This window comes from Paraburkholderia sp., from assembly GCF_028283785.1.
Taxonomy (GTDB): domain Bacteria; phylum Pseudomonadota; class Gammaproteobacteria; order Burkholderiales; family Burkholderiaceae; genus Paraburkholderia.
In genome coordinates, this window is the sequence record NZ_JAPWKB010000008.1 from 23,485 (window position 1) to 44,378 (window position 20,894).

Genomic DNA, 20,894 nt, shown 5'->3' on the forward strand with positions numbered 1-20,894 from the left:
ATAGTGCGGGAGTTATCGATTACAGAGGAGGTTCAAAATGGCAACTCTAGAACAAATCCAGGCACGCGTGAAGAAGCTGCAAGCTCAGGCCGACGCAATGATCGCAAAGAAAGCGCAAGCGGCAGTCGACCAGATTCGCACGCTGATGATCAAGCACGGCCTGACGACAGAAGATATTGAAGCCAAAGCCAAAGCGCGTCGTGACGCTAAAGCCGCCGGCGAATTGGGCGCATCCACGAATGGCGCGAGCAAGGGCAAGCTGGTTGCAAAATATCGCGATCCTAAAACGGGCGCAACCTGGAGTGGCCACGCTCGTCCGCCGAAGTGGATCGCCAATGTCAAAGACCGCACCCGTTTCCTGATCGACGGCAGCGCGGCGGCAACGAGTGCGTCGGCCGCTAAGGCAGGTCCGAAAGCATCGGTTGCGAAGACGCAATTGAAAGGCCAAAAGAAAGGTCCGCAACCGGCGAAGTACAAAGATCCGGTTTCCGGCGCAACGTGGAGTGGTCGCGGCCCGGCGCCCGCATGGCTGGTTGCCGCTAAAGACCGCACGCGTTTTCTGATCGACGGCGCAGCGGCTGCGGTCGCCAGTGCAAAGCCGGTCGCTAAAGCGGTCAAGGCCAAAGTTGCGGGCAAGACGGGTAGCGTCGGACGCAAGGCAGCGGCGAAGAAAGTCGTGACGGCAAAGAAAGCAATTGCGAAGAAAGCGCCGGTCAAGAAGGCCGCCGTTAGCGCGAAAGCCGCGGTCAAGGCAGTCAAGTCTGCTGTTAAGCCCGCTGCGAAGAAAGTCGCTGCAAAGAAACCGGTCGTGAAAAAAGCAGCGCCGCGTAAGGTCGCTGCAAAGAAGGTGTCGGCCGCTCCCGTCGCGGCACCCGTGAGTGCGGCGCCGGAAGCCGCAACCGCGCAAGCCGTTTGACGCTAGCGCGAGATGAACGCCACTCCTGACGATCAGCATCATCAAGACCGTGTCGTCCTGCTAACGTCCATCCCGTCTCCGGAAGCCGATGCGGCCGAGCCGTTCGTGATCGCCAGCGAACGGCAAATCGCATTGGTGTACCGGATTGCGTCGCACGATTTCGACGCATTCGGTCCATTCGATTCCGACGACGATCCGTTCTGCCTGGTCATTTTGCCGTCGGCGGCATTTCATCGGCTTGGCGTGCCAGGCAGCGACAATCTGGAGATTCATCCGTTGTCCGCGCATGGCATCGAAGCGTTTCGCGCGCACGAAGTGCTGGACGCTTCGCTTGTCGAAGAGATGCAGTCGGTGCTGCCGTCAGCTGATCCGCATGCGCCGGCACTCCGTCATTTCGTTTGGACCTTCGACAAAACCATGTTCGAATGCGTCGCAACAGATTGCACGTTGACGGGCATCTACGGTAACGGCGATATTGCTTTGAGAGAGGCGTTCAGCCTGTTTCGCTAAAGCATTCGCGCGTGATGCATGCACGCGCGGGAATCCGGAGAAGTAAAAAACGGGCGGCATACGTGAAAGCGCATGCCGCCCGTTTCCTTTTTAAAGCGAGTGACGTTAAGGCGAATGCGGCTGCATTTGAACGGCTTGCCGTTGCGCGGCGTCTTCCTTCGCGCGTTGCTTTGCCATATGACGTCCGACCATGCAGCCACCGACTGCGCCGATCACGGCGTGATGCCCGGCGTAATGCCCGGCCACACCACCGACGACAGCGCCCTTCAGGCATCCGGCTGCTTGTGCCGTTCCTACACTTGCTACCGCGAGCGCGGCTGCAACCACTACAGAGTGAAGTCTTGTTACGTTCACGAAATCGTCCTGAATGACGGGTTAAAAAAGACTCCGCGACGCGTTGAAGATCAGCGTCGAGACGCGTCGGCGCCCGGCTTCAGTTGGCGACGCGTCGTCTCAAATCAAGAGGCGCGCATTTAATATCCGCGCCATTCATGGTGCTCGCGCCACTCGTGCTCGCGCCATTCATGACGACGCCATTCACGTTCGCGCCAATCGCGGCGAGCTTGCCAGTCACGCGCGCGCCAGTCGTCGCGATCGGCATAGGCGAGTGTGACCGGCGGCGGCGGAGGCGCGTAGGCGACCGGCGGCGGTCCTTCGTAGACGGGTTGTGCAGGCACGACGATAGCGCCCGGAATACCCAGGCCGACAGCAACATCGACATGCGCCGACGCGGCAGTCGAGACGGCCAGCACTGCGAGTCCAATGGCGGCACCGATGATCTTTTTCATGTTCCGACTCCCCGCACCTCAAGGTGCTGTGACTGTGAATACGCTTCGCAGTCTAGGAGTCATCGGCTGACACAGGTGCAACGGTCCTGCCAGATTGGTAACTGACAATTACCGCAGTGCAGTAGAGATCGGGATGATTGAACGACGTGCAGATAGCGCGCGTGCCGGACAGCATGCGCGATGACGGAGCGGACGTCAGCCGTGACTATCGACCCATGCGCGCGCCCATTCGAGGCCGACGAGTCGTGCGTTGTCTTCGGTATCGAAGCTATCGAGAATGCCCGAACTTTCGATCAGCCGGTTTTGAAGCGTTACCGTTCCGCTGCCGGCATACGCACCGTCCTGGAAAATTGCGTGGCCCCAGATCGCGTAACCTTTATAGCTTTCGGCTTCCATGGCTGGCTCGTCAGTTGAAGCAGGAAACGGTTCGACGTGGCGTTATTCGTGCGCGCCGTCTGCGGGCGGATAACTCACTCGCAGTATGTTCCCTTCTGGCGTGATTGCGCGCGGAATATCGTTGGGTTGCAGTGCGGGATGTTCGGTGCGCGCCTGGCTGACAGGACGCCGCGTAGCCGTATCTTTAGATCCAGCTACCGTTTCTTTAGGCGTGGCGGTCGTGTCTTTAAGCGCGGCTGCCGCGCTGCGATTGCGTGAAACGTTTGCCATCGCGACATTGGATTGACGCACTTTCTTTGCATGCAGCGGACGGTTGACGGTACGCGGAGCAATGCGAGCCTCGGGCGGATTCCAGACTTCAACATAGCGCTCTCCGCCGAATGCCGCGCCTGCAAAAGCAAGCAACGCAGCACTGCATCCAAGGTATCGCAACATGGTATCTCCGACCGTTAAGAACACATCGCACGCGCGCTGACGCGAGCCGCTCAGGCGAGCCGCGCTCGCAAGCCGTGTCGATTCACGCGGTGAAAACGCAACCGCAAGCGATCGACAGAACGTACTGTACATCCATACAGGTTTTTCGGCAAATCCGCTGCGAGAGCAGACGGACATCCGGCTTGACGCGTTTCGTCTGGTGGCCGCGTCGCACGCACTCAAAACCTTTGAGCGCTAACGATACGTCACAGACTAAAGTGTATCGCGAGTGCGCTCTCCAATGAGTCGGAAAGCCACATTCGCAACGCTTCAAATTCGGTCGAACATCAACTCAAGCGACCGATTCGAAGCCGCTTAGTACGTTGACCGCATTGATGCCGATCGCGTCGACCGCATAACCGCCCTCCATCACGAACAAGGTCGGTTTGCCGAGTCGGCCGATCGCCTCGCCGATGCGGAGATAGTCGTCGCTACGCAACTTGAACTGCGAGATCGGATCGTGTTCGAAGGTATCGACGCCGAGCGACACCACCAACGCATCCGGTGCATAAGCGGCCACGCGAGCGCAAGCGGCGTCGAGTGCAACTGAATATGCCGACCAGTCAATGCCGGGCACTAACGGAAAATTCGCATTGAAGCCGAGGCCGGCGGCCGCGCCGGTTTCATCGTCGTGTCCGAGGAAAAACGGATATTCGGTGCGCGGATCGCCGTGCAGCGACGCGAAGAAAACGTCGTCGCGATGATAGAAAATGCTCTGCGTGCCGTTGCCGTGGTGATAGTCCACATCGAGTATCGCGACGCGTCGTGCGCCCGCATCCAGAAACGATTGCGCGGCGACAGCGGCGTTATTGACGTAGCAATAGCCGCCCATGTAATCCGATGCCGCGTGATGTCCAGGCGGACGGCATAACGCAAACACACCGCGCGCACCGGCGCGGACATGACTCGCGCCGGTCAACGCGACGTCGGCGGCGTCGCTGACAGCCGCCCATGTGCCCGACGTGATCGGCACACCGGCGTCCATCGCGTAGTAGCCGAGTTTGCCGTCGATATCCTGCGGCACACGATCTTGCCGCATTCCGCGCACCGGCCAGATCAGCGGCAATGCGTCGTGGTTTCGCCCAAGCGCATGCCACTCACTCCATGCGCGTTGAAGAAAAGCAATGTAGTCCCGGCTATGCACGCGGTGAAGTGGATCGAGGCCGAACGGCGTCGGTGCGATTACGTCGCCGAGTCGGGTCTGCTGCACGCGCGCGAGGATAAAGTCGGCGCGGCGCGGCATTTCAAAGCACGGCTTCATCTCGCCATCGATCAATTCCGCGCGACCATGATGCAATCGGTGGCGGTCGCTATAGACGGTCAACATCGCGTGTCTCCTGAGGTATCCGGTGCAATATGGACGACTGCACGCTCGCCCGACTATGGTCGCTCAGATTCTAAACAAATCCCAGGCGACAGCGAAAAGCGGAGTGCGTTGGCAGGCTTTCAGACCGGTTACGTTCGGCAAATCTGTCAGCCGCTAAAGATGCTAAAGCGACGTCCATTCGTCATCCGAATAAATCTGGATTTTGTGCGGAGTGCTCTGGATTTATCGTTTTAAAACTTGGATGGTTTGACGTTAGAACTGCTTCGTTTTACTGCATGGAGCGTTCGAATGTGGAAAGGCGTCGTCGTTGCATGTGCAACGAACGACGCCTTTAACGATGTGAGTCTTCCCTTGCGCGACGTGAATACGTGACGCCCCGTTAAGCCGCGAGTTTGCCCTTGCCCGAGGTCGTTACCGCGATAACGGGTTGCGTCGTTTGAGCCGCTTTCGACGCTACGTTCGCCTGTGCCACACCAGCCGGCAATAACGTACCGCGAATCAGCAACGTGAGCGTCTTCACGATCAGCGTACCGATCACGAGATTCGCAGCGACGAACAGGACAGGTGCGAGCCATTCCACCGGACCAGTTGCGCCGCGCTCGACAAAACGCATCGCGACGGTCGGCAATGCAGCGACGCCGAAGCTGAATGCCCAGTAAGAAGGCGCGAACGGTTGCTTGCGAATCCAGGGCAACAAACGCAACAGAAGCAGCGCTTGAAACAGTCCATAGCCGAAGAGAATCTGCGCGAACATATCGGGCGTGCCACTCGTCAGGCTCAGATACGCGACGCCACCCACGAACGGCGGTGCAAGCTGAATGCCGATCACCGGGCGCAGCGCTTCGGGCATCGGATCATGCACCGCCGCCCGATGCAGGATCAGCGATTCGATCGCGAGCCACGACAACAATCCCGCACCGAAAAACCACATGCCGAGGTGTGTCCATCCGAATGCCGCCGATGCAGTCGCTGCGACGAAACTGGGCGCGACCGTCGGCAGATAAATGGCCGGCGTCACGAGTTCGGGTGCGCGACCGCCTTGCCAGAAGCGTCCGTGCAGATAGACGCCCAATCCGAGCTGGCTCACCACAGCGACGACGAACAACGCGAGTGCGGCGAATCGCGAGTAGTTGAGCAACGCGAGCGCGGCCAACATGCTCGACACCGGCGCCAGCGCCGTGAACGACGATTGCACCGGATGATTAAGCTCGGCGCGTGCATCGTCCGGATGACGCAACCACTTGTGCGCGTAAGCGCCAACGATCACGACCCACACTGCGAGCGCGGCGAGCGTCAACCCATCGGCGATGCTCGCGGGAAGCGGCCAGATTCTGACAGCGACGCGCCAGGCGTTGGCCAGCGCCAGAGCGCCGACAGCGATGCCGAAAAACGCGACCGGCATAGGACCACGATTCGTATTCATCTCACACCTCCTGAACTTTCGATGCACCGGACTGCGGGAATTCGCAGGCGTTGCGGACAGGAGCCACTTTAGGCGCGGCCGCCAGGTGCGTGAATGCCGCGGCGGCGCAGGAATATGCTCGCGCGGCTCACGCGTGGTCGGGCCGTTGGCATCGGCCGTCGTGCGATTTCTGTGAAGCGAACGGTTTGACTTGGTTGGACTTATGCGGTCGAGGCTTCGAGCGCTTCGGTGTCGACGGCTTCGCCGTCAGCGTTCGCGCCGAGCATCGAACGGCTGCACGCGCGCGCGCCACATCGGCATGCGTATTGTTCGCGGATTTCGTCGGTGACGGGTTCATCGACGACGAGGCCGTAGCTGATAAACAGTTCGTCGCCGGTTTCGATATTGGCCACGGCATCGATGAAGATCCGGCCGTCTTCTTCGATCGCCTCGCAATTCGCCGCGCACGCGTGATTCAGCCATCGTGCGCTGTTGCCGCCGCGCCCGCCGTCGATCACCCTGCCATCCGACAACGCGAAGTAGAACGTGTGCCCGGCCTGCCCGTATCGCCGATACCGACGCGACGCTTCGCGCCAACTGGTCAATTCGCCTTTGTACTCGAAGATCCGCTCGCCCTTCGATATCGGGCGCAGCGCGAACACCCCTTTGCCGTGAACGGGAGAACGCCTCACGGTGATCCGTCGCATGGTGACCTCGAACGCTTGTGGGTTTGGCTGGTTTTGTCCCGGCGCGGCGATGGGAGCGGCCGTTCAATGCGCCTGGTGACGCTTAGTATGGGTCGCCGTAATTCGCGGACGCTGCGTTGACGGGATTTTTAGCGCGTTTGGAGCGTCTGGAGAGTGGATTTCGTAGGATTTCGCACAAATTACGTTGCGGATGCTACGGATTGGTGGAGAGTGACTGGCTGCGAGTGGAGAGTGGCCGATTGCGGCCTATTTAGCGGATTTTGCTTCGCGCTTCGTGAAACATTCGAACCCTTATAGTATAAAGGCTTTTTAAAACAATCGGTTGGCGGGTGTTTTTTAGAAAATGGATTGTTTCACGGGGGTGGGGGGGCGTTCGATGTTGGGGTGGGCGGGTGTGGTGTGGGTTCGGATGTTGGTTTGGGTTGGGGCGCCGGGGGTTGAGGTGGCGAAAGGGGCGGGCTTCGGGCTGTCGAGGTGCAGAGAACTCCAAGGCCCAAATCTTGTTTGCGTAACGATCTTTCGACCCACGGTACGCTAATGACAAGCGCATCCGGCGCGTGGATACGAACTCCTCGTTGCGAGTTCCCATCTCCAAATACTCCTTAGCGTGGGCGGCCTCGCGGTCCACCGCACACTGATGATGAGGATATTCGGCCCATTGCCACGCGCTCCTCGTAGGATGCAGTGGTGACTGCACCCCACCCTACGGCGCCCGAGTTCTCGACTCCGTCGCGTCGCGTTGCACCGTCACGGCAGCGACAACGGCCGAGCGCCGATTGCTCAGAACGCCCGGTCAACGCCTTTTAGGTCCGCGCTCACCGCGCCCTCTCCACATCGCCGAACGCGCGTCAGAACGGATACCGTGAATGTTGCGGACACGTTTTCGCCTGTCCGCGTTGACCGACCCGCTCGACCATTTTGCATTGCATGCTGCGCCCCTTCCCCACAAGTTTGGTGACTCTAATTCGGGTTTGGGAATCTTCGCCACATAGTGCGTGCTGCGAGTTCGTACGGTTGTCCGTCACGCCGACGTCGCATCGCCGTTTGCCTTTGGCCGAATTCGATGTGACGTTTAGCAGAAATCGGGCTGGCGGCTACGGCGTCTCGGCGCCATCGCGTGTTGGCGGGAAGTGGGGTCTTTCCACGCTGGCACGCCGCATGTCTGGCGGATTCATTCGATTAGATCTCGCCTTGGCGCGCGGGTTATAGACGGCGCTCCTCGTGAAGAATTGTGGCTTCCGGGATATTCGCCGCTTTTCATAGACGACTATCCGCGATGGAAGCGTGGACTCGCCGTCAGATAAATCGCGATTTCCTGATTGGAGTGGTCGCCGCCTGGATGGGCTGGCGCATCAAACTTCGGTTTTCGCTCCTAGCCGATTCGACATGTCGGCGGACGTCCTCGCCGCGATCATACGGCCGTAGCGCACAAGTCGACTCGCGGATCTTTCGATGCGCCCCGTGAGGATCGAAGCTACCGACGCGTTATAGATTCCTCCCGATCACCCGCTCTCAACATTCTCGCTGCGAGGCTCCCGGACAACTGACGATATAACTCAGGTGCGCCAACAACGAGCCAACGCCCAATGGATTGCTTTCTCGACGTGTGGGTGCCCGTTGGCATCCGCGACCTACGCCCTCCTGGTCTCGGAGGACGCTGTTACGGGATGGAATTCTCGAGATTGTTCTGCAGCGGGAGCGTGGCGGGAAAGGACGCTCGGAAGGATATCCGTGGGCCCGTTGCACGCCACACGACCGGCGCCCAGCACGCGCAATCGTCTAGATCTCCCGATCGAAGCCTTGATCGCGTCTTCCCGCGTGCCTGTAAGAGCGCGCTGCGTCGGCTTTCGTCCGGTAGATTCTCAGCGGAATCGCTCTTTCGAATTTCGTCCGAATCCGCGGATTCCGTTTCCAAACACGACCGAGCCCGTGGATTGTGGGCCCCTACGAGGGGACGTTGACGACCCGGCAGTTTGAAGTTCAGCAAAGGGGTATTTACGATAAATAGTCGCGAACGCAACCCTGCAGATTCGGCAGGGATCGAACAGGGCACGCCTGCGTACCGTGTTCCGAGCAGCCTCGTTCGCCTTGCAACATCGCGGTCGGCGCTTTTTGTGCGCAGTCCGCCTGCTTCTGGTTCGAACGTTTCATTCGCTTGCGGCCTAAGTTTGCAGGGCTCATGACCGGAGCGCTATGAAGGCACACTCGCGCTAATCTGGGTCAAGCCTACAGAAGCGAGTCGTCAAATGACGGACCTCAAACACGCAAACACTTGGGCTCAGGGCTAGCCACTTTGCGCGAGTCGTCGAGCCTCAGAGTGGTGTTGCCGCCTGCCCACTCGCACTCCGGGCTCCGGGCTCCGGGCTCCGGGCTCCGCTCTTCTCCGTCCGCCGTCCGCCTCCGTCTCGCGTTCTCTCACCCCGCCACATCCCCGATCTCCGTCGCCTCCTGTCTCCTGTCTCCTGTCTCCTGTCTCCTGTCTGTAGTGGCCCAATGGTCCTGGACCCCTCGAAAGGGGATAATTCTCCAAACGAGGTGAGAGATGAGCAGACGGAATCTGACAGAAGAATTCAAGGCCGAGGCAGTGCAACTGGTGGTGAACCAGGGCTATTCATTCACCAAAGCTTGCGAAGAGTTGGGCGTGGGCGACACGGCGCTGAGGCGCTGGGTTGCGCAGTGGCGCGAGGAGCAGGCGCGGCCGCTGCGCACGGAGCTTGAGGTCAAGGCCGACCAGCGACGAATCCAAGAACTGGAGGCGCGGGTGATCGAACTCGAAAGGGAGCGCGAGATCTTAAAAAAGTCCACGGCCTTCCTGGTCAGGGAAATGAAACGCTCGTCGAAGTGATCCTCTCGTTGAAGAAGCCCCAGCCGGTGAGTCTGATGTATCGCCTGTTCAAGGTGCCCCGGAGCATGTTTTATGCAGGTGCGGGCAGAGCGGCCTTGCCGCCTGCGCTGGTGCGGGCCGCGCCCGACATCGATGACTTTTACCACTACAGGCGCATTTATTCGGCGGTAGGCAACCAGCCGCCTGCCCGCCGCGAAACGTCACGTTTTTGAATCGACGCTTTCGGGGTGTCCAAGGTTTACCGGATCACCCCACTTCCGCCTTCCGCCTTCCGCCTGTCAGCTTCGGCCTTCCTTCCGCCTGTCGGCTTCGGCCTTCCTTCTGCTTTTCAGCCGCGGCTCACATGCCACTCCCTCTCGCCGGGATCGCCAATTCCCATACGACGATCCCACTCGCACACCGAACCGGGGCGATTCGGTTTGAGCTTATCTTCGGGACTCAAGGTGCCGTAGGCGAGCAGACTTGGCCAGCAAACGACAGCGCTAACTAAAGGCAGCCACGTCTTCGACGCTTCCGCAAGCAAACACCCCAAGCAAAACTCCCCGTCCGGCTGGACGCCAAAACCACCGAAGAATGTGGCACTCGCGCCGTCGCTCCGATTTCGCCATCGTCGTCCCAAGCAGCGGGACGCGCCAACTGACGAGCCAAGATCGATGGAATCGGTATTTCTGCGGCTCCGCAAAATACTGCGGGGAAGTCGATATGGCCGTTCGTCACTGGATCGCTGGTACGGCGCTCACTCCGAAAAGATCAAATGCGCGCCGCAGCGAAAGATTTGCTTCGCGCGGCCATGGAACAGGCAACAGCGCGGCCACGTTTATGTCGCATCGCCGTTTATCGTTCGGATGCGCTCGACCCTTTTGACGGGCGCCAGCTTCAAACTCGCAACTGACAGACAGCGTGACGCCACACCATTCGTATCGCCTGCGAGCGCAATCACGCGACCGCTGGCAGCGCGCACATAGCACGTCGTCGACAATGTTTGGCAATTCCACACGCCCCATCAAAACCGCGCGCCGACACGACGAATCCGAAAACGATCAACCGTGTCGACGACCTCACTTAGCCGGAGCAGCGGGCTCAACACTTTCATCCGCGACGCCGCCCCAAACGGGGACATATATTGTGAAGACGAGTGTCGATAAGCACCAGCTCTAAACACAAGTGCTCGATCCAAGCACTGACACAAGCCGCCACCACCTCGTGCGCCGCGCCCACCTCCTCGAACAACCATATTTACCGTAAATACCCCCGCGCCCGCGCTCGCCCTAAACCCCTTCCCCATCCAAACCTGCCCCCTTCTCCACCACCTCCCATTTCGGCAAAGTCCCCAGCCAAGCACACAACCCAAGCCAACAAACCCACCACCACCCACCCCCTATTTACGATAAATACCCACCCCGCCCCTTTCCCACCCCAAAAACAAAAAGGGCCGTCGAAAAATCGACAGCCCTTTTCACCCATCCGACAACCCATCAAATCCCCGCACTCGCCTCGCGCGAGACTTCTTCGAGATCAATCACTCATCCTCATCCGGCGCGTGAGCTGCGACAAACTCGAGCACCAACGATTTCAACTCCTGCTGCTCCGCCGCCGTCAAATAGTCCGCGCGCACGCGCACTGAAAATCCGTCGCCCTTCCGCTCGATACTCACCAACTCGCCGCCGGTCGGCACAACCCGCTTGATCTCAGTCGGCTTAGCCAACAAACGATTACAGACCGCAACCGCCGTCAACCCGTCGCCCGCCGACATCTGACGCGCTTGCGCCAGCACCTCGTCGCCGCGCTCCTTCATCGCCGTCGCCAATTTCCGCGCCATCGCGAACTGGATCTCATGCGGCGAAGCAAACGCTCCGATCACCTCGGGCGGCAAATCCGCCACCAGCAACGCGCTCGAAATATTGCCCTGGCTCAATCCGCACGCCTTGGCCATTGCGTTTTGCGACGGCCACAATCCTTCCGACAACGCTTTCTTGTACCAAACGCCCTGCTCCCACGCGCTCAGGTTCTTGCGCGCGCGGTTTTCCTGATCCATCTCCACGAACTGCTGCTGCTCGGAAAGCGACTCATCGACCAGCGCAAGCACGGGCAGGCCAAGCTCCAGACAGGCGCGATGCCGACGATGTCCAAACACGATCTCGTAGTCGCCTTCTTCCGTCGGCGCAGGACGAACTTTGATCGGTTGCGTGTTGCCGTTCGTTTGCGCGATCAGCGCCTTCAATTCGTCAAACGGCTCGTCGCTGAAACTGCTGTCGTGACGATTCGCCCACTTCGACCGCCGAACCTTCGTGGAATCGATCAGGCGGGTCGGCGTGCTGCCTTCGAACACCTTCAGTTGGGCTTCGAGCTCCGAAACCCGATCGGCGTTTTCGCGCATCGCGCTCCGAAATGCGAGCATCTGACCCGGCGCCGTACGAGGTGCCGCAGCCGGTCCATTCGATGACGTCGGCGTCTTTGCCGCCGACGCGACCGTCAAGTCGCCAGTCTTTTTGGTCAGTCGATCTTTGAGTGACATCTAACGCTCCTTACTCGCTCTTCGCCCAGAATGCGACGATAGACTGTTCGACAATTTCAGTAACCCGGTCATACGCTTCGCGCGCACGACGGTACGTTTTCGCGTTGCCGTCGTAACGAGAAATGTCGTACACCGTTCCGAATTCCGCCGAACTCGCCGCCGCAACCGCCGTCTTCGGGATTTCCACCGGCAACACTTTTTCCGCGTACGTGGCGGCGATCCATTCGCGCACAACGCCCGCAGCCGCGTCCGAGGGATCGACGCGCGACAACAGCACGTGAATGAATTCGAACGTCTTTTCCGTATTGGTTTCGGCCGTGAGATTGGTCGCGAGATCGCTGAACAACGTCCAGAACTGCGCAGAGCTCGCGAAGTCGAGTGCGTTCGGCGGCGTAGGAACGATCAGACCGTCAGACGCCATGAATGCGTTGACCGTGCCGTAGCTCAGCGCCGGCGGCGTATCGATGATGATCACGTCGTATTCCGAGCGCGCCTGCTCCAGACTCTGATTGAGCACGTTCCAGAACTCGAACTCCGGCTCGCGCATCTGGCGGCTCGGCAAGATAAATTCCACGTTAAACAGCGACGACGAAGCCGGTACGAGATCGATGCCGTCCCAATACGTTTCGCGGATCGCATATTCGATCGACGTCTGATCGCCCGTTGCGAGCGCCGTAATCGTCGAGTCTTCGTCGACTTCGGTGTCCGGGAGAATGCCGAACAGGGTGGTCAGCGAACCCTGTGGATCGGTGTCGATCACGAGGACTTTGTGCCCGCGCAAGCTCAACCCTTGCGCCAGGGTCATCGCCGTCGTGGTCTTGCTGACCCCGCCTTTGAAGTTCCCGATTGCGATGGTCATCGCCCGGCCGGTGGACGGGCGCAGCGAGCCGCTGCGATACGCGCGAACCCATGCACGCGCTTCGACGAGCGAAAACTCTCGGCGCGAACCGGTTGCGTTCACGGTACCAGCGGGAAGATCGCCTTTGCCGGAGCGATAAGTGATCTGACTTTTGTCGACTTCACACAGCGCCGACAACTGCGAAGCGTTGAAAACGGGGGGATTTTTGCGCGAATTGGGGGCGAGCATGCGCCCTCTCACCTGCGAAACGATGTCTGTCGCGCGCGCCGCTTGATCGACGATATCTTGAATAGTGATCTTCATTCGCTGATCCGAAAATAAACATGAGATCAGCTTATACCAGAACGATCAACGTTCAACCATCAGCCCAACGGTTTAGGCTATTTTTTCTTATTTTCGTTGGACGTTGCGACTTGGCGCTCGGTCAGCCAGATCGAAAAACCGTCGTCGGTCATTTCGGGCCGCACGCGATTGCGTAGCCACGATGCGAACGTCACACGCCCGACCGATCCGGAAAACAGCGTCGGGCTGTCCGGACGAAGCTCTTTCGCGTATTTGGCGCCGTCTGTCGCCACAAACTCGTGCGCGAGCGTGCGCTTGTCGTCGTGCGAGAGCGCCTTCACCGCCGCCGAACACACGCTGCGTTCGTAATCGGCGCGCAATTCCTGCATCCGGGCTTCACGCGCGGCGGCCTGAACCAAATTCTCCTGTTGCGCCGCTTTCTCACGCTTATTCTTGACGTAAGCCGGTTCGACTTCGGCTTTATTCTCGATCAATGTGCGAATAAAGCCCGCTGTCGATCGCTTGATCTGGCCTTTCTTATCTTTCTCTTCGGCCAATTGCACGACCATCCGTGCCCGTTCTTCGTCCTCGATAACAAAACTCAGCGCGAGTTTATCGCCAATACCGTGCGCTCTCAGCTTTTGGAAAATCTCGCTTTCACGAATATGCGCGAAATTATCTTCACTGTCTGGTGTCAGCAAAGACTGCTGCGGGCCTTGGCGGATCAGGAATTTCACCGCCACCACCGACCGACCGAGTTTTTGATATTCGATCGTGACTTCGATATCGCTGACTTCGTTAATCTCTTTGACCGCCTTCTGGATAACCTTGCTATTCAAGCGCCGGAAGTCGTCATAATAATCTTGCGTGGCACCGAGCAATTTGCGCAGCACCATTAGTTCAATCCATCCGGTCGAACCAACTTTTTGAAAACGAAGACAATTCTCGTAAAGCGTCAGTGCATGCGATTTCGAGAATTTCCGTTGAACACCCAGATTTACCGTCGCATAAATGGACGGATCAAACAGTTTTTCAGCGAGCGCCTCATCGTAGCGATACGAGCACACGCCCGCGCGAATCTCTGCGAACGACAGGATTGGCATCACGCTCCAACGCTCGCGGCCGTCGTCCATCACATTGAATTCGACGGCGGTTGTGGCCAGCCGACGCAAGGCTTCACGCAGCTTTTCAACGTTCTCGCTTTCCGTCCATCCGAGCACGAACATCAGCGTACGCACCGGAAGCTGATGGGTACGCGTGGTCAGCAGGCTGTCATACGACTGAAGCAGAAGCACGTTCGACAGTTTTCGCTCGAGCAGCGATAACTCGCCGCTCGTGTGAATCGCGGCAACGTGTTTCTTGACGTTCTCAGAACGTATTTCAGGGACACGAGAAATTGGCATGCGCGTCAGTGTGCGCTAATTGTCCCCGCTTTGCAATCCATGCTGGGACATTGGCGTCGAGAGACGCTTGGGGACGCTCATCGTGGGCTGCTTGTGGACAACTTTTCAACGCGAATCGACGAGTTCACCCCAAACAGGGACATTGGCACCCTATTCGGGGACGTGATACACCCCGATTGGGGTCGAGAAAGACGTTTTTCCACCCCAGACAGGGACGTAAGCCTCCACAGATGGGGACATAACTTCCCGCAAACCCTTATCTGGCGGGGACGTGAGCGTCGTAAACGGTGTAAACGTTGTTAGTAAACGTAAACAAACCTCAGCTACCCAACTTGGGGACGTTCCCGCCGATTGCTTGTTGTGATTTTTCCCAGAGAATAGAGCGAAGCGAACCCGTGGAATCACAACCTCCAAAGGCACCCCACCTGGGGACATTGCTAAAAGCCATTTGGAACCGGGCGCCTAGAACCGGCAAACTCCACCTACCCGTCTCGTACAGAGACCCAAGCTATTGACGCACAAGAAGTTCTTTTCCGAACACAAACCTCCGCGACCTCAAGCACGGTCGATCCTGCTTCACCTCCCGTTAGGCGCGCGGACGCCTCAATAAGAGAACAGATCCGCCGCCGCGAAACCGATTGGTTCCAACATATTTATCGTAAATAGGTCATTGCTCGGAAAACGGTTGAGCGCAGCGCGTCGCTGCCACCCCAAACGGGGACATTTGATGCCGCAAGCCGCTGCTTCCGTCTCACCATCTGCATTCGTTCGAAAAACACGCAAGTGACTTCCGCGTTTCATACGCAAACTGACCAGCCGCACTGGCGACGCGGGAACGCCAATCAAACTGGCGCCCTAGTTGGGGTCATTTGGTAGTTCCCTGTTAACCTATTTACGATAAATAAGCATTTGGAATCATCACGGCGCACGGCTTCCCGCGCTCTGGCCATTCCAACAGGAAGCTACGCGCGTCAGAACGAGCTCCACAGCGAAGCAGCGCGTGCGTCTAACCCTTGCAAAATCAACGCGAGATCAACGCGCAATAGTCTGGTCGAAGGCGAGGGCGATCTAGCGTGACCTGCAGCTGCAAACCCCACCCCAATTGGGGACTTTCAGCGTCCAAACCCGCATCAAACCTCTACCGTCGTCCTTCGCGCCTGCCTGTTCCACCATGACGGACGAACGATGAGCCAACCCACCGCAACAACACCCCGATTGGGGACGTGCCCAGCACCCCAACCGGGGACATATTTACGGTAAATACAGACCGCAAGAAAACAACCCAATATTCCGCCCCAACCAGGGACGCAGACCGTCGCGCCTCCTACGAGCAGCCCGAGCAGAGAAGAAGGGCGCCCCAACCCGCAAACCGATCAATCGAGCGGCCCCGTCGAATCCTATGGCGCGATCAGCCGTCAACGAACCACGACCTCCACGACCAAGCCCGTCCGCCAACCCGAGGTACTCCAAACAGCGGAACGGTGAAGTCCCCAAACCATCCGCCCGCACCGCTAAGTACACACGCCTTCCGTCGGCCAAACATTAAGGTGAGTGAAGTGCACAAATTCACATCACCACAACCTGCGAAGCAGGCACCGCCATACCCCACGCACCGCGAACCGCCCACGTCAATTTGCATTTCCCCAGTCCAAAAACCATACTCAAAACCCGACCGCATCGAGGGAAGACGGAGCGTCCATGACCGACCATGACGATCAGCACGACCACGATCACCCCCATCACCACGACCCACACGTCCCGGCCATCACGCATCTCAGCGACCTCGATCTTCGCGTCCGCGCGCTCGAGTCGCTGCTAATAGAGAAGGGCTACGTCGACCCGGCCGCGCTCGACGTCCTTATCGAGACCTACGAGCACAAAGTGGGGCCGCACAACGGCGCACGCGTCGTCGCGAAAGCGTGGCGCGATCCCGCGTACAAACAGTGGTTGCTCGACGACGCCACCGCAGCGATCGCGTCGCTTGGATACACCGGTCGGGCAGGTGAGCACATGGTCGCGCTCGAGAACACCTCGACCGTGCACAACATGGTCGTCTGCACGTTGTGCTCGTGCTATCCGTGGTCCGTGCTCGGCTTGCCGCCGGTCTGGTACAAGTCCGCGCCGTATCGCTCGCGCGCGGTGATCGATCCGCGTGGCGTGCTGAAGGACTTCGGCTTCGAACTGCCCGCCGACGTCGAATGTCGCGTGTGGGATTCCACTGCGGAAATCCGCTATCTCGTACTGCCGATCCGTCCCTCCGGCACGGATGACTGGTCGGAAGACGCATTGGCCGCGATCGTCACGCGCGACGCGATGATCGGCACCGGCCTCATCCCGTCGCCCGCGCCTTCGCCAGCAGCGTCGCCGGCAATCTCGACGGAGACCCCAACATGAACGGACCTCAGGATCTCGGCGGCCTCCAGGCGTTCGGTGCGGTCAATCCTGATCGTGGCGATCCGCTGTTTCATGCCGAATGGGAAAAGCGGGTGCTTGCGCTGTCGCTCGCGATGGGCGCGACGGGCAAGTGGAATATCGATATGTCGCGCGCGGCGCGCGAGAGTCTGCCGCCACTCAAATATCTCGGCAGCAGCTACTACGAAATCTGGTTCGAAGGGCTGAAGGCATTGATGATCGGCACCGGTCTCGCATCGGAGCAGGAAATCCTGGCGGGCGTCTCGCAGACGCCCGCCGCGCCCGTGCCGCGCGTGCTGATGGCCGATCAGGTGTCCGCCGCGATGCTGAAGGGCAGCCCGTCGAATCGTGCGGAACCGGGCACGCCACCACGCTTCGCGACCGGCGACCTCGTTCGCACGCGTCAGATGAACCCCGCGACTCACACGCGTCTGCCGCGCTATTGCCGCGACAAGCGCGGCGAGGTGATCGCCGTGCATGGCGCGCACGTGTTTCCCGATACCAACGCGCTCGGACACGGCGAGCAGCCGCAGTGGCTCTACACGATCCGCTTCGATGCGCACGAACTATGGGGACCGGATACGACCGCCGCATCGGTCTGTGTCGAATGCTGGGAACCGTATCTGGACGACATCGCCTGACATGACACCCGACCACGCTACGCTTGCCGCCTTGCGCGCGGCCTTGCCCGATCTGCCTTGCGACGATGCCGGGCCGGTTTTCAACGCGCCGTGGCAAGCGTCGGCATTTGCGCTGGCGATGAGCTTGCTGGAGCAGGGCCGCTTCACGCGCGCGGAGTGGGCGCAGTGTCTCGGCGACGCGATCCGCGACGCGCAACGCAACGGCGACCCCGATCTCGGCGATACCTATTACCTGCACTGGCTGACCGCGCTGGAGCGGATCAGCGTCAGCAAAGGACTGGCGACGTCAGGCATGCTCGCGCAGCGCCGCGACGAATGGGCGATCGCAGCCCGCAACACGCCGCATGGACAACCGGTCAGATTGCCGTAACGCCCGACGTTCCCGCTGAACTCGCTGCGTCGCCGAACATCTCCACTAGTTGTTCGCGCAACCACGTGTGCGCGGGCACCGTTTCGTTGCGCTGATGCCAGAACAGACTGATCACGCGCGCCGGCGCGTCGAGCGGCGCACGCACGCACACCAGTTCGCCGGTGTCGCCGACCCGATCGCATAGATCGCGCGGCAACACTGCGATCAGATCGCTGTGCCGCAGCATTTCGCATGCGACCGTGTAGTGATTGACCGTCGATACCAGATTGCGCCGCAAGCCGCGCGAGCCCAGAAAGCTGTCGAATGACGGTTGGGTTTGCCCAGCGAGGCTGATATCGACATGCCGCGCATTCAGGACCGTCGCATCGTCAGACGATCGATGCCGGCGAGCGGATGGCCGCGCCGCATCACGCACGCGTATTCCACCGCCCACAGCGAGCGGGAGCGGATATGCGCGGGCGGCAAGGTCTCGTTGATGTACACGCCGATCAGACAATCGACGCGGTTGTCCTCCAGCAAAACCGGCGCGTCGATCAGGATATTCGGCACCGAGTGCACCTGCACGCCCGGCGCGTTCGCGGCGAATCGCGTGATCAGCCGCGGCAACACGATGCCCGCCACGTAGTCCGACATCGACAGGCTGAAACTCGTCTGCGCGTGTTCGGGAAAAAACGTCTGTTCGTCGAGCGCGCCGCGGATCCGGCTCAGCGATTCCCCGACCGGCCCCCACAACGCAATCGCGCGCTGCGTCGGCGCGACGCCCGCGCCGCTGCGCACGAACAGCGGGTCGTCGAATGCATCGCGCAGACGGCTCAGCGCATTACTCACCGCCGGTTGCGTCAACGATAGTTTGGTCGCCGCCCGCGTGACGGCGCCCTCGGTCATCAACGCCTCGAAGACCTTCAGCAGATTCAGATCCAGCGTACGAAAGCTCATGGCGGAACATTCATCGCATCAATATGCCAGATTGAAATTATAAATATTTGTGAGGTTGCGCGCGCCTAGAATCAGCGAGCACGTATGGGCGCCATGCCCATGCGGATGCCTCGTCCCGATGACAGGAGAGAACACTGTGTCGACTATCTCGGCGCGCATCGAGCGCCTTCCGTTTGGTGGTTTTCATCGTCGTTTGCTGGTGATGGGCGGTCTCGGTTATACGTTCGACGCGATGGACGCCGCGTCCGTCGCGTTCGTGTTGCCGGTGTTGCGGCACGACTGGGCGCTGTCCAGCGTGCAGACCGGCGTGCTCGGCAGCGGCAATTTCATCGGGTTCTTTTTCGGCGCATTGCTGGCGGGAACGCTCGGCGATCTGATCGGACGGCGTCGCGTGATGATGTATGCGCTGCTGCTGTATAGCGTCGCGTCCGTCGTCAGTGCGATGACCGATACGTGGCCGACTTTCCTCGCATCGCGGATCGTCGCCGGTATGGGCACCGGCGCGGAAAGCGCGATCATCGCGCCGTATCTCGCGGAATTCGTCGCGCGACGCTATCGCGGCGTATTCACCGGCGCGCTGGCCGGTTTCTTCTCGTTCGGTTTCGTCGCGGCGGCGTTGCTCGGCTACTTCATCGTGCCGGCGTCGCCGCAGGGCTGGCGCATCGTGCTGCTGATCACCGCGTTTCCGGTCGTGATGTTGCTGTGGTGGCGTCGCGCGTTGCCGGAGTCGCCGCGCTGGCTCGACAGTCGCGGCAGGGCGGACGAAGCGAATCAGGTGTTGTCGCGCATCGAAGCGGATTTCGTGGCCAACGGCATCGCCTTGCCGCCGCCCGAATCCGTCGGCGCGACGGCCGCGCCGGTCGAGAAGGGCGGTTCGCTGATCGACAATTTCCGCGCGCTGGTTACCGCGCGACAGTTGCGCATCACCATCATGACGTGGCTGATGTGGCTGTCGATCACCTTCAGCTATTACTCGTTCTTCACGTGGATTCCCGGGCTGCTGGTTCAGCAGGGCATGAGCATCACGCGCAGCTTCGCGTATTCGCTGGCGATGTACGTCGCGCAGGTGCCGGGCTATTTCAGCGCGGCGTGGCTCAACGAGCGGATCGGACGACAGGCGGTGATCGCGTCGTATATGTTGCTGGGAGGCGCGTGCGCGCTCGGCATGGCGTTCGCGAAAAGCAGCGGCGAGATCATGCTCGCGGGCGTGTGCCTGTCGTTCTTCATGAACGGCACGTATGCGGGCGTCTACGCGTACACCGCCGAGGTTTTCCCGACCAAAGTGCGCACGACGGGCGCCGGACTTGCATCGGCGATCGGCCGGATCGGCGCGATCATCTCGCCGATTCTGGTCGGCTATCTGTATCCGCTGTTCGGCTTTGTCGGCGTGTTCGGGGTGACGACCATCGTGCTGCTGCTCGGCGCGGTCGCCGTGGTGGTGATGGGCGTGCCGACGCGCGGCCGCTCGCTCGAAGATATCGCGGCCGGAGAAGCCGCATGAGCCCGACGCCCGTGCCACCCGCCACACCCGCTACACCCACCACGCCGCTGACCCGCGACGCGCTCGCGGCGTGGTCGGTCAAGGCCATCGACGCATTCGGACGCGTGTCGGCCGCGCAGGCAGCGCCGGATCAGCCGCATGCGACCTATCGCGCGCTGGACGACGCGTATGCCGGTCTGATCGGCCATACGCTGTTCACGATCCTGTCTTACGACGGCCCACACAACGAATCGACGCGTCTATACAGCAATCTGCCCGCCGACTATCCGACCGGCGTGAAAAAGCCGCTGTCCGGCAGTCGCTGGACCGACACCGTGCTGACTCGCGGCGAAGCGTTTATCGGCAGCACGCCCGACGATCTGCGCGAGGTGTTCGGCGATCACGCATTGATCGCATCGCTGGGTTGCGAGAGCGTGCTGAATCTGCCGGTGCGCTGGCAAGGCCGCACGCTCGGCTCGATCAACCTGCTGCACGGCGCGCACTGGTACGACGACGCGCCCGTTGCGATCGCCCAGGCGCTCGCGCAATGCGCATTGCCGGCGCTCCTCACGCGCCCGCCCGACGCGCCCGACGTGCCCGACGCGCCTTAAACCGCGCACCCGGGCAGTTC

Annotated in this window: 21 protein-coding genes; 9 read left to right on the forward strand and 12 right to left on the reverse strand. The window is 60.3% G+C overall.

Features of this window, described 5'->3' with window-relative positions:
* The first annotated feature begins 37 nt into the window (after window positions 1–37).
* Both PW947_RS09715 and PW947_RS09720 read left to right on the forward strand, forming a co-directional pair.
* The gene (locus tag PW947_RS09715; RefSeq protein WP_299631231.1) at window positions 38–916 is read left to right on the forward strand and encodes an H-NS family nucleoid-associated regulatory protein; all 879 of its coding nucleotides are present in this window, start codon (window positions 38–40) and stop codon (window positions 914–916) included.
* A gap of 12 nt (window positions 917–928) precedes the next feature.
* Window positions 929–1,426, forward strand: a complete 498-nt coding sequence (locus PW947_RS09720) for a hypothetical protein (protein ID WP_299631232.1) — start codon at window positions 929–931, stop codon at window positions 1,424–1,426.
* A 105-nt stretch (window positions 1,427–1,531) separates the two neighbouring features.
* On the opposite strand, the gene PW947_RS09725 is transcribed toward PW947_RS09720, so the two are convergent.
* The 7 genes from PW947_RS09725 to PW947_RS09755 all read right to left on the reverse strand — a co-directional run bounded on the left by PW947_RS09725 (window position 1,532) and on the right by PW947_RS09755 (window position 6,520).
* Window positions 1,532–1,780, reverse strand: a complete 249-nt coding sequence (locus tag PW947_RS09725; protein ID WP_299631233.1) for a hypothetical protein — start codon at window positions 1,778–1,780, stop codon at window positions 1,532–1,534.
* Between the two features lie 119 nt (window positions 1,781–1,899).
* Entirely contained in the window at window positions 1,900–2,214 is a 315-nt protein-coding gene (locus PW947_RS09730; protein WP_299631235.1) for a hypothetical protein, read from the reverse strand.
* Between the two features lie 195 nt (window positions 2,215–2,409).
* Window positions 2,410–2,610, reverse strand: coding sequence for a hypothetical protein (locus tag PW947_RS09735; RefSeq protein ID WP_299631237.1), 201 nt, complete (start codon window positions 2,608–2,610; stop codon window positions 2,410–2,412).
* Window positions 2,611–2,652: 42 nt separating this feature from the next.
* On the reverse strand, window positions 2,653–3,069 hold the full coding sequence (locus tag PW947_RS09740) for a hypothetical protein (RefSeq protein WP_299631239.1): 417 nt from the start codon (window positions 3,067–3,069) through the stop codon (window positions 2,653–2,655).
* Window positions 3,070–3,376: 307 nt separating this feature from the next.
* A complete protein-coding gene (locus PW947_RS09745; protein ID WP_299631240.1) occupies window positions 3,377–4,411 on the reverse strand; it encodes a histone deacetylase family protein in 1,035 nt (344 codons plus the stop codon).
* Between the two features lie 379 nt (window positions 4,412–4,790).
* Window positions 4,791–5,834, reverse strand: a complete 1,044-nt coding sequence (tehA, locus tag PW947_RS09750) for a dicarboxylate transporter/tellurite-resistance protein TehA (RefSeq protein WP_299631242.1) — start codon at window positions 5,832–5,834, stop codon at window positions 4,791–4,793.
* Between the two features lie 200 nt (window positions 5,835–6,034).
* The gene (locus tag PW947_RS09755; protein WP_299631243.1) at window positions 6,035–6,520 is read right to left on the reverse strand and encodes an SET domain-containing protein-lysine N-methyltransferase; all 486 of its coding nucleotides are present in this window, start codon (window positions 6,518–6,520) and stop codon (window positions 6,035–6,037) included.
* 2,542 nt (window positions 6,521–9,062) lie between these two features.
* Between PW947_RS09755 and PW947_RS09760 the strand changes: the two genes are divergently transcribed.
* Together PW947_RS09760 and PW947_RS09765 are read left to right on the forward strand one after the other, a co-directional pair.
* On the forward strand, window positions 9,063–9,365 hold the full coding sequence (locus tag PW947_RS09760; RefSeq protein ID WP_299631244.1) for a transposase: 303 nt from the start codon (window positions 9,063–9,065) through the stop codon (window positions 9,363–9,365).
* Between the two features lie 8 nt (window positions 9,366–9,373).
* Complete coding sequence (locus tag PW947_RS09765) at window positions 9,374–9,577, forward strand: hypothetical protein (RefSeq protein ID WP_299631245.1); 204 nt, start codon at window positions 9,374–9,376, stop codon at window positions 9,575–9,577.
* Between the two features lie 1,307 nt (window positions 9,578–10,884).
* Here the strand turns inward: PW947_RS09765 and PW947_RS09770 are convergent.
* The 3 genes from PW947_RS09770 to PW947_RS09780 form a co-directional block, all read right to left on the reverse strand.
* Window positions 10,885–11,880, reverse strand: coding sequence for a ParB/RepB/Spo0J family partition protein (locus tag PW947_RS09770; protein WP_299631246.1), 996 nt, complete (start codon window positions 11,878–11,880; stop codon window positions 10,885–10,887).
* Window positions 11,881–11,890: 10 nt separating this feature from the next.
* Window positions 11,891–13,042, reverse strand: coding sequence for an AAA family ATPase (locus PW947_RS09775; protein ID WP_299631247.1), 1,152 nt, complete (start codon window positions 13,040–13,042; stop codon window positions 11,891–11,893).
* A 77-nt stretch (window positions 13,043–13,119) separates the two neighbouring features.
* The gene (locus PW947_RS09780; RefSeq protein ID WP_299631249.1) at window positions 13,120–14,424 is read right to left on the reverse strand and encodes a replication initiation protein; all 1,305 of its coding nucleotides are present in this window, start codon (window positions 14,422–14,424) and stop codon (window positions 13,120–13,122) included.
* A gap of 1,698 nt (window positions 14,425–16,122) precedes the next feature.
* Here PW947_RS09780 and nthA point away from each other — a divergent pair.
* Genes nthA through PW947_RS09795 form a run of 3 tightly spaced genes read left to right on the forward strand, consistent with a single transcriptional unit; the run spans window position 16,123 to window position 17,847 of the window.
* Entirely contained in the window at window positions 16,123–16,818 is a 696-nt protein-coding gene (gene nthA / locus PW947_RS09785; protein ID WP_299631250.1) for a nitrile hydratase subunit alpha, read from the forward strand.
* Window positions 16,815–17,477, forward strand: coding sequence for a nitrile hydratase subunit beta (gene nthB, locus PW947_RS09790; RefSeq protein WP_299631252.1), 663 nt, complete (start codon window positions 16,815–16,817; stop codon window positions 17,475–17,477). Before nthA ends, nthB begins: the two co-directional genes overlap by 4 nt.
* 1 nt (window position 17,478) lies before the next feature.
* Window positions 17,479–17,847, forward strand: a complete 369-nt coding sequence (locus tag PW947_RS09795; protein WP_299631253.1) for a nitrile hydratase accessory protein — start codon at window positions 17,479–17,481, stop codon at window positions 17,845–17,847.
* Here PW947_RS09795 and PW947_RS09800 read toward each other — a convergent pair.
* Together PW947_RS09800 and PW947_RS09805 are read right to left on the reverse strand one after the other, a co-directional pair.
* A complete protein-coding gene (locus PW947_RS09800) occupies window positions 17,834–18,262 on the reverse strand; it encodes a LysR substrate-binding domain-containing protein (RefSeq protein ID WP_299631255.1) in 429 nt (142 codons plus the stop codon). The two genes, PW947_RS09795 and PW947_RS09800, sit on opposite strands and share 14 nt — an antisense overlap.
* A complete protein-coding gene (locus tag PW947_RS09805) occupies window positions 18,199–18,783 on the reverse strand; it encodes a LysR family transcriptional regulator (protein ID WP_299631257.1) in 585 nt (194 codons plus the stop codon). Before PW947_RS09805 ends, PW947_RS09800 begins: the two co-directional genes overlap by 64 nt.
* 136 nt (window positions 18,784–18,919) lie before the next feature.
* On the opposite strand from PW947_RS09805, the gene PW947_RS09810 reads away from it, so the two are divergent.
* Both PW947_RS09810 and PW947_RS09815 read left to right on the forward strand, forming a co-directional pair.
* Window positions 18,920–20,284 (forward strand): MFS transporter, encoded by a 1,365-nt coding sequence (locus tag PW947_RS09810; RefSeq protein WP_299631258.1) that lies wholly within the window; start codon window positions 18,920–18,922, stop codon window positions 20,282–20,284.
* Window positions 20,281–20,874, forward strand: coding sequence for a GAF domain-containing protein (locus PW947_RS09815; protein WP_299631260.1), 594 nt, complete (start codon window positions 20,281–20,283; stop codon window positions 20,872–20,874). The genes PW947_RS09810 and PW947_RS09815 overlap by 4 nt, the downstream gene beginning before the upstream one ends.
* The last annotated feature ends 20 nt before the right edge of the window (window positions 20,875–20,894 follow it).